This window comes from Bacillota bacterium, from assembly GCA_013178415.1.
Lineage (GTDB): Bacteria > Bacillota > SHA-98 > Ch115 > Ch115 > Ch115.
Genome location: JABLXA010000001.1, coordinates 26,255 through 38,615 on the forward strand (window position 1 = coordinate 26,255; position 12,361 = coordinate 38,615).

At 50.8% G+C, this 12,361-nt stretch carries 10 protein-coding genes and 1 pseudogene; all 11 read left to right on the top strand.

The genetic code is table 11. The features are described from left to right. Positions 1–179 precede the first annotated feature (179 nt). The 11 genes and pseudogenes from HPY52_00120 to HPY52_00170 all read left to right on the top strand — a co-directional run bounded on the left by HPY52_00120 (position 180) and on the right by HPY52_00170 (position 12,345). Positions 180–431 (top strand): annotated as a pseudogene (locus tag HPY52_00120) (HNH endonuclease). 381 nt (positions 432–812) lie between these two features. Further along, on the top strand, positions 813–1,892 hold the full coding sequence (locus HPY52_00125; GenBank protein ID NPV78671.1) for a LacI family DNA-binding transcriptional regulator: 1,080 nt from the start codon (positions 813–815) through the stop codon (positions 1,890–1,892). A gap of 235 nt (positions 1,893–2,127) precedes the next feature. Continuing rightward, positions 2,128–3,441: a sugar ABC transporter substrate-binding protein gene (locus tag HPY52_00130; protein ID NPV78672.1), complete on the top strand. Its 1,314-nt coding sequence runs from the start codon at positions 2,128–2,130 to the stop codon at positions 3,439–3,441. Positions 3,442–3,525: 84 nt separating this feature from the next. After that, positions 3,526–4,443 (top strand): sugar ABC transporter permease, encoded by a 918-nt coding sequence (locus HPY52_00135; protein NPV78673.1) that lies wholly within the window; start codon positions 3,526–3,528, stop codon positions 4,441–4,443. Between the two features lie 13 nt (positions 4,444–4,456). Continuing rightward, a complete protein-coding gene (locus HPY52_00140; protein ID NPV78674.1) occupies positions 4,457–5,821 on the top strand; it encodes a carbohydrate ABC transporter permease in 1,365 nt (454 codons plus the stop codon). Positions 5,822–5,987: 166 nt separating this feature from the next. Further along, a complete protein-coding gene (locus tag HPY52_00145) occupies positions 5,988–6,611 on the top strand; it encodes a YigZ family protein (protein NPV78675.1) in 624 nt (207 codons plus the stop codon). Positions 6,612–6,846: 235 nt separating this feature from the next. Then, positions 6,847–8,325 (top strand): glycerol kinase GlpK, encoded by a 1,479-nt coding sequence (gene glpK, locus HPY52_00150; protein ID NPV78676.1) that lies wholly within the window; start codon positions 6,847–6,849, stop codon positions 8,323–8,325. Positions 8,326–8,433: 108 nt separating this feature from the next. Further along, positions 8,434–9,900, top strand: a complete 1,467-nt coding sequence (locus HPY52_00155) for an NAD(P)/FAD-dependent oxidoreductase (GenBank protein NPV78677.1) — start codon at positions 8,434–8,436, stop codon at positions 9,898–9,900. Positions 9,901–9,953: 53 nt separating this feature from the next. Then, positions 9,954–11,252: an FAD-dependent oxidoreductase gene (locus HPY52_00160; protein NPV78678.1), complete on the top strand. Its 1,299-nt coding sequence runs from the start codon at positions 9,954–9,956 to the stop codon at positions 11,250–11,252. 5 nt (positions 11,253–11,257) lie between these two features. Beyond that, the gene (locus HPY52_00165) at positions 11,258–11,695 is read left to right on the top strand and encodes a DUF1667 domain-containing protein (GenBank protein NPV78679.1); all 438 of its coding nucleotides are present in this window, start codon (positions 11,258–11,260) and stop codon (positions 11,693–11,695) included. An 83-nt stretch (positions 11,696–11,778) separates the two neighbouring features. Further along, complete coding sequence (locus HPY52_00170; GenBank protein NPV78680.1) at positions 11,779–12,345, top strand: glycerol-3-phosphate responsive antiterminator; 567 nt, start codon at positions 11,779–11,781, stop codon at positions 12,343–12,345. Positions 12,346–12,361 lie beyond the last annotated feature (16 nt).

The window sequence follows — 12,361 nt, forward strand, 5'->3', positions numbered from 1 at the left end:
TCTCCAGTCTCCGTAAAGCATCGCCAGCAGTTAAACAGCAAGCAGGGGTGTCAGCGAGCAGTGCTGCTGGCATGACAAGCTTGGATAATATTGGCCAGGAGAGATGGCAGGAGAGTCCGCCTGTCCCGTCACCAGCCCCGTAAGGGGCCTCCGCAAGGAGGTGTGTTCGTTCATGGTAGATGAATGCCACCAGGTGGCGATTGTATGAAAGACTCAAGGAGATTGGCTTGCCCGTGGAATGCGGCACTGGCGCTAGGACAAAGAAACAGCGGCTGGAGCATAGCTTTCCCAAGACTCATTATTACGATGCCTGCTGTGTTGGTGCGAGCACGCCGATGGATATAGTAATTAATCAGAGGTATGTGCATGTTTGGTCAGCGGTTGGCCGTGGGACGAGGAGAATGTGCAATACAGATGCTCATGGGTTTCCGGTCAACGCGGGACTTGGCCATCTGCAGCATCTCATCAGGCAAAGTCTTATGCCTTCATTTGCATTCATGATAATTCTCAGATTTCCCTTTCAGGCTAGAAGGAGATTCTCAAATCGCGGCGAAGTAGATAATATGATTGAAAGCGGTTACGTTTATAATCACTGGTGAGGTGTTGCCCCCGGGATGATTTTAGATCTAGCCTGCTATTTGCGAGGCAATTAAGGTGGGATTATGCATGTCATAGTAAACGTTTTAGTAAACAATGACACGCAGGATCTATTGCGCAAAGAATTTCACTTATTGGCGATGAGGTGCGAATTTGCTGCGTAAACGTATTAGATAAAACTGTAGGAGATTAGATGGAAGGGAACAGCCTTGACCATGGGAAGTAATGATGTTCATATCGATAGGCGGCATTTATCAGAGAATAAGGTCACAATACGTGATGTAGCGCTTAGGGCTGGCGTTTCTATTGCAACAGTCTCGCGGGTGATGACCAATAGTCCCGGGGTGGGTGAAAGCACAAGGGCGCGCGTGCTGGATGTAATACATGAGCTCAACTATTACCCTGATATTAAGGGAAGAATGTTGGCATCCAATTCTACCAGAAACATAGGGCTGGTTATACCGCATACATCTCATTTCATAATGAAGGATCCATTCTTTGCGGAAGTGCTGCGCGGCGTCCAGGACGCGATAAATGCGCGAGGCTACCGGATGGTTCTTGCCACTGCGTCCGCTGAAATCGAGGAGGATCTAGAATATATAAAAATGGCCAGAGATGGAAGTGTCGATGGCATAATTGTCCTGTGTAACAAGGTAAATGATATATATCTCCCGGAGCTTAAGGCCATGAATTTCCCTTTCGTTTCCATAGGCAGGGCCTTCGGCCCGATTGATATAGCCTTTGTGGATATCGATAACATCCAGAGCTCCTATAACGCTGTAAAATACCTCATTGACATGGGACATAGGAGAATAGCTCACATAGCGGGAATCCTGGAAACTACGGCAGGTATTGAGCGACTGGAGGGCTATAAGCGCGCATTGGTGGACAACGGTCTGCCTTACGATGAGTCTTATGTGGTTGAGGGGAAATTCACGCAGGAAAGCGGTTATCTTGCGGCGTCGAGGCTTCTTGAAAATCCAAAGAAGCTTCCCACCGCCATCTTCGCCTACAATGATTCAATGGCCATAGGGGCCATGAGAGCCATACGTGAAAAAGGAATGGCGATTCCTGATGACATCTCCATCGTTGGGTTCAACGATGATCCTGAAGTATCATATTCTGAACCGCCTCTCACTACTGTCCGTCAGCCCATTTACCGGCTCGGGAAGCTTGCTACGGAGATGTTGATTGAAATAATTGAAAGAGATGGACCGAAACAAAGACAGGTAATCCTGCCAACAGAAATAGTAGAAAGATCTTCAGTGAGAAGGCTGGGGGGAGGTGAAGGGTAGGTCGCATTATCGGGATCGGGTACCCACTAAATTGCCTGCAGGGTTGCGTTATCATTCAAAAACAGGGAGGGCCATAGATCCTACACCCAAAGATATGGGCCTTTCTATCGCAAAAGGATGGTGATGTCCGGAGAGAGCTTCTGGTATTTCAATGAAAGATGGATGGTTTTGCAATGGAAGGCTATTGGCAGAGTAATCGGTGAACACCTGAAACACTAGAAAGGAGAGTAACAGTATGTTTATCAGAAGGTTTTTAGGTTTCCTGATCCCTGCGGTTATTCTGTGCCTTCTCATAGGCACTACGGCTCTGGCCGCTGTGACTATAAAGACCTGGGACCAGCCGGGCACCGATCCACTTAGCAAAATCACCGAAATAATCCAAAAAGGTTTTGAGAAGCTCTATCCGGATATTAAGGTGGAGCGCACTGGCATACCAGGCAAGCCGGGCGAGGACAGGTTGGCCTTCACCTCAGCCATGGCGGGCGGCTCGGGGCCGGATGCCTATCATGCGGCACATTTCCCGACGATACCTGTATGGATTGATCAGGGATTTGCGATGGATATAACTGAAATGTACAAGGCATGGCCTGATTCCAAGAGCGTGCTGCCTGCCGCTCTCCAGGCGGCTATGAAAAACGGCAAGATCTATGGGGTGCCAAATAGCTATTATGTGATGATGCTGGCCTACCGTAGGGATCTTTTTAAGAATGCTGGACTTGCCGGACCACCGCGTAATTGGAACGAGCTGGCTACATTCGCGCAGAAGCTCACTGACCCAAGAAAGAATAAATATGGTTATGCCATCCTGGGCATGGATTGGGCGAGCTGGTACTGGGAGAATTTCGTCTGGCAGGCTGGGGGCGAGGTAACAGAGAAGTTGCCTGATGGGAAATGCAAGATCCGCTTTACCGAAGAGCCTGCAATAAAAGCGCTCCAGTTCTATAAGGATTTGAAGTGGAAATATAAAGTCGTCCAGTCTGACGTGCTCCAGGCATATGACGCGAATGTGAGGGATCTGGTCCAGGGCACTGCTGCAATGTACATGCTGGCGATAGACCAGTACCCAGGGCTTCTTAGCCAGGGCCTGAAGCCCGAGCAGATCGGATTTGCCACGCTGCCGGCGGGTCCAACGGGCATCAAGGCTGCCCAGGTTGGTGGGGCATATTGGATTGTGAACCCCGCTCTCGCCAAGAATAAAGCCAAGTTGGATGCCGTTTGGAAGTACGTGACATACATGTCGTCAAAGGATACTTTCCTCAAAACTTATGAGCTTCAAGCCGACGCAGGGGTGCTCTTCCCGCCCAAGATGCCGTACTTTAGCGGAGTCAATATCTCTAAATATTTCAAGGAAGTACCTGAGGATATAGCCGAAGAGGTAAATGATTCGTTAGCGCATGGCAAGATGGAATACTACTTCAAGGACAGGATCGAACCTTATCTTGCCAAGCCGATACAGGCCGTGCTCCTCGACCAAAAGGCCGATCCCAAGGCAGTGCTTGAGGAATGTGCCAAGAGGGTTCTTCAGGACATTCCCAATACCGTACGGTAACGCCTGAATTTACCGACTTATCCGGCGAGGGGTTCATTCCCCTCGCCAGCCAAAACTAGCAGCAAGGGAAGGGGTGTTATTTCTATGGCGGAGGAAAAGCTCCTTTTCCGGAAGAATCCTGCTTGGACCAGGACCCCCACCAGGACCAGAACATTGGGCATGGGGATTCTCTTCGTCTTGCCAGCCATCATAGTCTTCCTGCTCTTTAAATATTATCCAATGTTCAAGGCGCTCAGGATGAGTCTCTATGAATATAGCATAATGAATCCCCCGGGGAAATTCCTGGGCCTGGGGAACTATGCACGGGCGCTGAATATGAACATGTTTTGGGTCGCCTGGAAAAACAATATAGTCTTCTTTGTACTGGGTATCCTCTTTGGCTTCTGGCCCCCTATTATACAGGCATTTCTCCTTGATGAGGTCAAGAGGTTTCAGGCTTTTTGGCGCCTTCTTTTCCTCATCCCATCTGCAGTGCCCGGCATGTCGGGCTACATTCTTTGGAAATGGATTTATCACCCTGACTATGGACTTCTCAATAGCATCTTGGGAACCGTGGGCCTGGGGCCCTTTGGATGGCTCAATGATCCTCGCATTGCCAAGATTGCCCTGACTATGCCGGGGCTTCTTGGGGGAGGCCTTGGAATCCTGATATATCTTTCGGCAATACAGAACATCCCAAGTGAACATATAGAGGCTGCTTCCGTGGATGGCGCGACTGTTTGGCAGAAGCTTCGTTACATAGCATTGCCGGAGATCAGGCCTATTGTCGCCATCCAGCTCACACTAGCGCTGACGGGGGCTTTTCAGATATTCGACCAGGTATTTGTAATGACCGGAGGCGGGCCCCTCGATTCAACCAGAGTCATCACCCTGTTGGTATATAGATATGGGTTTGAAAACTATGAGCTGGGCTTCGCTGCTGCGCTTGCTATGCTGATGTTTGTGGCGGTCTTCATTGTCACTGCAATACGGATTCATTATTCTAGGTCAGACGTAGCCTGAGGGGGGACAACACATGCCATTAATACCTAAGACTTCCCGCAGGGGGAGCGAGAGGATTCTTTATTATGTACTGCATACCCTCATGATCATGTGGATTTTGTTGCTGCTCTTTCCGATCTTTTGGATGCTTTCAAGCTCAATGAAATCCGATCTTGAGGTATTTCAGCTTCCGCCAAAGCTTGTACCCTCCCTTGCTAGGATCTATACAGTGAAGGTCGACTATACGGATGTTGCAAGAAGTCTTCCGATCTCAAATTGGCAAAAGGATCTTGAAGAGATCATGATTGGTGATGCCGCGATGTCCATTTGGGGGCCGGTAGATGAATTCAGGGACCAGGCCATAGGCGAGATAAGGTTTGAGGGATATTTGGGCGGTAAGAGAGTTTTCTATGCTGCAGTGCCGGGCTATGTGGCCAAAAGGATACGGGACACGGAGATTATCGCAGTGCGGCTGACTCCTGAGCGCATCCTGCGAGCTGCGCCTCAGATAATTCCCGAAGTCGGCTACAAGATCTCACTTCCCTCCACTCTCCCATTAGGAGGCGAGCTCGCTGAGGGACAACGCGAGAAGTCAGCGGACAAGATTTGGGATCTCCTGGCCGGCTACCCGATGAAAGGGAAGATGAAGGCCATTATTCCGGCCAGGTCTGTCTTCCGCCTCTTTGATACTTACGTGGCGGCATGGAAGTATGGATTTGGGCAGTACCCATTTGGACGGTATATATTAAACAGCGCTATAATCACAGGTGGAGTCATAGTGAGCCAGCTTACCATAAGTTCACTTGCCGGTTATGCTTTGTCAAGGCTCCTTCCAGCTAGCTGGGCTAGCGCATTGCTCATGTTCTTCCTGGCGACTCTTATGATACCTCCTCTGGTGCTCTTTCTCCCGCTATTCTTAATCATGAAAGAATTTCCTTTTAGCCAGTTCTTTGGGATTCCTTTTCCCCATGCAAATCTTACGAACACATATCTTGGCGTGATTCTTCCTCACACTGCGTGGGGATTTGCGATCTACCTGTTCAAGGGATTTTTTGATCAGATACCGAAAGATCTGCTAGAGGCTGCGCGGATCGATGGGGCTTCTGAGTGGACGGTATTCTCCAGGATAGTTATACCGCTTTCGAAATCAGTCTATGGCGCGCTGGCCCTTTTCACATTCCTTGCCGTCTGGAATGACTTCCTCTGGCCTTTCCTGGTGAATACCGAAAGAAGCATGTGGACATTTACCGTCGCCCTGTTTCAGGCACAGGTGCAGCTAAGCTATCCGAACCAAAGCATGGCCAGCTCTTTCATTGCCTCAGTGCCAACCCTCTTGATGTTCATCTTGTTGCAGAGATCTATTGAAAGAGGAGTGGTGCTTACAGGGCTTAAGAGTTGAATGGCGGGGGAAGGTCGCAAGGCCTATGCCTTGCCCTTTTCATCTTGGTTTTATGCGCCCGTTGTCTATCTCTCTCAAATAAGCTATCCTATTATCGATAGAAACTATAAAAAATCCGGCGCGACAACCGCGACAACCTTCAAAAGGGAAGGGGTTATGGCAATCTTTGGAGATCGGTGAGATCATATCAGTGGCGCAGAAGGCCCAGGCTGAGCTAATCGTAAAGAAGTCAAGGTTCATCGGCCAGGTCGCCCCTGTCTCTGGAGAAGGAGAGGCCTGTGATTTCATTGAAGATATAAGGTCCCAGCACAAGGGTGCCAACCATAATGTCTTTGCCTATAGGATAGGACCTGGAGCTGAAATTGAAAGATGCAGCGATGATGGTGAACCAGCGGGCACGGCTGGCCGGCCTGTTCTCGATGTGCTCAAGCGTAACAATATTACGAATGCGGTCATTGTAGTTACAAGGTATTTCGGGGGGATACCTCTTGGCGCGCCGGGGCTCGTCAGGGCATATAGCCAGTGCGCTCGTATGGGCATAGAGGCCGCGGGAATTAGGAGAAGGTCTCTTCATGATATTTTGGCGATCCGTGTTGATTATGAATGGCTTGGGAAAGCCCGTCATTTGATTGAGACGTCTGGGGGGGTTATCCGTGATGCCCACTATACTGATGCAGTTGAGCTGGTGGCGGAGTCTCCCAAAGGCGATACAGAGCGTATTGTCTCGGGTTTGAGGGATCTCACAGGTGGCAGGGCAGAGATCCATTTTAAAGGAGTCGCATTTCTTTAAAGGAGGAATTATTGGCGTCATCTCGAATACTTTAATGCCGGGTACTGACACATCCTATATGGCGCAGGATCTGTGATTGGGACTGGAGTAGATGGAGAAGTCCCACTCGATAGGTATGTTTTATGCCTCTCGGGTGGGAGTTTGTTTTTATATGGGGTTATTGGGCAAATAGATCGCTAGCGGTTTTATCTTTCTCAACGTGGGGGGTGCGCTCTTCGTGGAAGCCAAATATGTAATGGCTCTTGACCAGGGAACAACAAGTTCCCGGGCTATCATCTTCGACAGGGATGGGAATATAATCGGCATGGCAAATGATGAATTTGAGCAGATTTATCCCAGACCTAGCTGGGTGGAGCATCGTCCTCTGGATATTTGGAACTCGCAGGTAAGCGTGGCCAGGAAGGCCATTGACCAGGCTCACATAGCTCCAAGCGATATCGCAGCCATTGGCATCGCCAATCAGAGAGAGACTGCCATCGTGTGGGAAAGAGAAACGGGTGAACCTCTCCACAACGCTATAGTATGGCAGTGTCGCCGCACAGCCTCCATCTGCGATGAATTGAAGCAGAAGGGATGGTCGGAGAGAATACAGCAGAAGACAGGGCTTGTTATCGACGCATATTTCTCCGCCACCAAGCTCAAGTGGCTCCTTGACACTATGCCGGGGCTGCGGAAACGGGCTGAAAAAGGTGAGGTTCTCTTCGGGAATGTGGATACCTGGCTCATCTGGAAACTCACGGGCGGCAGAGTGCATGTGACTGACTATTCCAACGCCTCAAGGACTATGATGTTCAATATTCATAGCCTGGACTGGGATGATGAGATCTTGGCTGAGTTGGGGATTCCGAAATCCATGTTGCCTTCTCCACGGCCCTCCAGCGAAGTCTATGGCCTTACAAGCCGGGAGATATTCGGGGCTGAGATCCCCATAGCAGGTGATGCTGGTGACCAGCAGGCGGCGTTGTTCGGGCAGGCGTGTTTTTCGCCCGGCATGGTAAAGAACACCTACGGAACTGGCTGTTTTATGCTGATGAATACTGGTCCGACAGCTTTCTCATCAACTCATGGTCTCTTGACGACCATAGCCTGGGGGATCGGCGATAAAGTGGAATATGCTCTGGAGGGCAGCATCTTCATTGCCGGGGCTGCAATTCAATGGCTCAGAGATGGCTTGAAGGTAATAGAAAGTGCCGCTGAATCTGAAGAAATGGCAAACAAGATTGCAGATACAGGAGGCGTATATCTAGTTCCTGCTTTTGTAGGCCTTGGAGCTCCGTATTGGGATATGTATGCTAGGGGAACGATAGTGGGAATCACACGGGGCACTGCCCGTGAACACCTCGTTAGGGCTGCGCTGGAATCCATAGCCTATCAGACCCGGGATGTTGTTGAATGCATGTCAGCCGACTCTGGTATAAATCCTAGGGTGCTAAGGGTTGATGGGGGAGCGGTCAGAAACAATTTCCTCATGCAATTCCAGTCCGATATCCTTGGCGTAGATGTTGAAAGGCCTTCTGTTATAGAAACCACCGCTTTAGGGGCGGCCTATCTGGCGGGTCTTGCCACTGGTTACTGGAGTTCTCAAGATGAGATCGCCAGTAAACGAAGAATAGACAGGGTATTTACACCGCAGATGAAGGATATTTCCCGGGAAAAACTTTACCGGGGATGGAAACGAGCTGTTGAAAGGGCTCTTAGCTGGGACACGGATTGATGGGAATGGAAGGAGGGGCAATGGCGGTTCATCCCCCCTTGCGAATGAGAGGAGATTGGCCCATCGGGATCACGATACCGGCGGGGGGTTTACCGCTTTTGTATCCAAATGAGTATACTCGAGGCTGACGTAGTAGTAATTGGTTCAGGAATAACCGGCTGCATGATTGCCCGTGAGTTATCCCGTTACAGGGTCAGCATAATCCTCCTTGAGAAGGGCTCTGATGTCGCTCAGGGATCTTCCAGGGCGAATACGGCAATAATCCATGCGGGCTATGACGCTGATCCCAGGACATGGAAGGGAAAGCTCAATGCCAAAGGAAATGCAATGTATCGCCAGCTGGCTGAGGAATTAGATGTCCATTTCTCGCAGATAGGATCTCTGGTCGTTGCCTTGGAAGAGTCTGAAATACCAATCCTCGAGGACCTAATGAAACGAGGTAGAGAAAACGGAGTGAAGGGTCTCGAGATTGTAAATCGAGAATGGCTCCTCAGGAGGGAGCCAAATCTCAACCCAAAGGCGCTAGCGGCATTATGGGCTCCGACAGCAGGCATCATATGCCCTTATGAGATGGTCATAGCTCTTGCGGAGAATGCCGTGGCCAATGGGGTTCGATTCCTCCGGGAAACCCCTGCAGCAGGGATTGTGGTTGAAGATGGACAAGTGAGAGGGGTTATGACGAATCGCGGCTTCATTAGGACAGGCTTTGTAGTGAACGCGGCCGGCCTCTATGCAGATGAAATAGCGAAAATGGCTGGGGATGACTCATTCAGGATCATCCCGCGTAAGGGTGAGTATCACGTACTGGATAAACGTGTGGGAAATCTAGTGAGAACTGTTCTATTTCCGGTGCCAACCAAGATTAGTAAAGGAGTGGTCGTCACCCCCACAGTCGATGGGAATATCCTTGTAGGGCCTGATGCTAGAGATGTGGATGATAAGGAAGATGTTTCGACAACGCCGGAAGGCCTTGCTGGCGTCATGAGAGAGGCCAGGAGACTCATACCCGATATCCCTGTCAGAGAAGCCATAACCCAGTATGCAGGCCTAAGGGCGGTTGCCACTGGAGATGATTTCATAATAGGTCCTTCCGAAAGGGTTAGAGGCTTCTTTAATGCTGCAGGAATCCAGTCTCCCGGGCTGTCTTCCGCGCCAGCGATTGCCGAGGTCATAATAGACATGCTTAGAGATACAGGCTTGAGGCTAGTGCCGAGGCCCGATTTCAACCCTGTCCGTAAAGGGATAAGGAGGTTTTCCCAGCTCTCGATGTCTGAGCGGGCAAAGGCCGTGTGGCGCAATCCGGATTATGGTCAGATCATCTGCCGCTGCGAACTCGTAACCAAGGCTGAGATCGTTGAAGCGATACGGAGATCTCCGGGGGCTACCACCATAGATGGAATCAAGATGCGAACAAGGGCGGGAATGGGAAGGTGTCAGGGGGGATTCTGTGGGCCGAGGGTTCTAGCCATTCTCTCACAAGAATTGAGGATTCCCCCCGAAAAGGTAACGAAAAACGGAGGTTCATCCTATATCTTGAACTGCAAAACCAAAGAACCTTTGTTGTATATCAAATAATGGAAAATCTGTATGCGATGAGGATGGTACACATGATCGATGGCGAAGACGAGATGATACCAACTATTCATTCAGATGTAGTGGTGATAGGCGGAGGACCTGCGGGTCTAGCCGCTGCTATCGCTGCTAAAGAAAATGGCGCTGACCGGGTCATGATCTTGGAGAGAGATAGGGAACTGGGGGGCATTCTTCAACAATGCATTCATACCGGCTTTGGTTTGCAGATATTCAAGGAGGAGCTTACAGGACCTGAATATGCCTCTAGGTTTATAGAGAGGGCCATGAATATTGGTGTGCAGTCGAGAACCAATACCATGGTGCTTGGGGTTCGAAAGGACCGGACGGTCCTGGCGGTCAACCCTGGTGATGGACTTGTGAGATATATAGCCGGGGCTGTAGTCCTTGCCATGGGCTGCCGGGAGAGGACGCGCGGGGCCCTGGCAATCCCAGGTACACGACCTGCAGGCATCTTCACCGCAGGAACGGTTCAAAGATACGTTAACATGGAAGGTTATATGCCCGGGCGAAAGATTGTGATCCTGGGCTCTGGAGATGTAGGCATGATCATGGCCAGGCGGCTTACCCTGGAGGGAGCGGAGGTCAAGGCTGTCATTGAGATATACCCTTACCCGGGTGGGCTTACGCGAAATGTGGTCCAGTGCCTCGAGGATTTTGGGATACCCCTTCTACTTTCTCATACAGTGACGAAAATAGAAGGGAGAGAGCGAGTTTCTTCTATCACTATCTCTAGAGTTGATGATGATCTCAAGCCGGTCCCCGGCACGGAAGAGGTCATAGAGTGCGATACTCTGTTATTGTCTGTGGGCCTCATACCCGAGAATGAGCTCTCAAGGGAACTGGGGATCGAGATTGACCCGCGCACTGGCGGACCGGTGGTCACGAATGAAATGGAGACTTCCATAGAAGGTATCTTCGCATGCGGAAATGCAGTTCATGTGAACGACCTTGTTGATAATGTGACCCGTGAAGGTATTGTCGCTGGCTCTTCCGCTGCTATCTACGCGCGCAAGGGCGCTTCAGCGGGTCGCAGGCTATTACAGATAGTCCCCGGCGAGGGTGTGAGATATGTTGTGCCTCAAAGGATAACTTTGATCCATGATGGCGATGCGGCAATGACCGGCGATAGCGGGGCTGCGAGGTTGAGCCTGAGGGTCGCAAGATCCATGATTTCGGCGCGGATCAATTTGGTGTCGCAGGGCCGGTCGATTCCCGTAGCAAGGAAAAGGCGAGCCCGTCCTTCAGAGATGATTGATCTCCCGCTCCGGCCCGATTTATTACGGGAGATCGCAACTGAGAAATCAGTCTTCCTGACGGCAGAAGAAGGTGTTTGATGCTCATGGGCGAATACGAGACTACAGAACGTAAGATCACATGCATTGTTTGCCCTGAGGGTTGTTCCATAAAGGTGTCTATACGCGGGGGTAGGGTTGATTCCATTGAGGGAGCTAAGTGTAAGAGGGGGGTAGAATATGCCTCAACAGAAGTGACGGCGCCCAGGAGGATATTGACTACCACGGTGAGGGTATCTGGCGGAACGCTCCCCGTTGCCCCGGTAAGAACATCCACCCCCATCCCGAAAGAATATATCCCGCTGGCCATGAGAGAGATCGCGAAAGTGGTGCTCGCAGCGCCACTTCGCCGCGGTGAAGTGGTCATCCGGGACCTGCTTGGAACGGGCGCTGATGTAATCGTGACTCGAAATCTCGATGCAACCAACGGCAGAATCTCGATGAAAGTGACGGCAGACCCCCTTCAGGGTATGCCACACGCTTGATGGTAGAACTGATGGCGGGCTCGCGGTTGATTGCAGACCGGTAGTCCGACAGCAAATCTGAAACCTGGAAGGTCGTGACCGGGATGAACCTGAGCGAGATCTTGGGTGGTAATCCCATTATTGCCGCAGTGAGACGCCGGGAGGATCTTGAAGATGCATTGAACAGCAGGGCAGGGGCTATTTTCATGCTTTCAGGAGAACTCTCGGACCTTATCGAGATGGTGAAGGCCGCGAGGCTCAAGGGAAAGCCCATATTCCTGCATATGGAACTCATAGGCGGGCTTTCACAAGATATGGCTGCCGTGAAATTCGTGGCACAAAAGGCGCAGCCGGCTGGCATAATAACTACCCGCAGCCATCTCATATCTTTCGCCAAAAAGGCCGGCCTTCTAACGATTCAGCGCCTTTTCATCCTTGATTCCCTGGCTGTCAGGACCGGAATCACAACGGCGCTCAATACGAAGCCAGATGCAGTGGAGGTTTTGCCGGGAATCTTGCCCAGGATGATAAGGCGACTGGCCGATGAATTCAAACAGCCACTCATAGCGGGTGGTTTGATCGAGTCAGGGGAGGATATATTGGACGCGTTGAATGCGGGGGCAGTGGCAGTGTCTTTAAGCAGAAAGGAGCTCTGGAATTTCGGGCCGTAGCGCAGGAATATCCAGG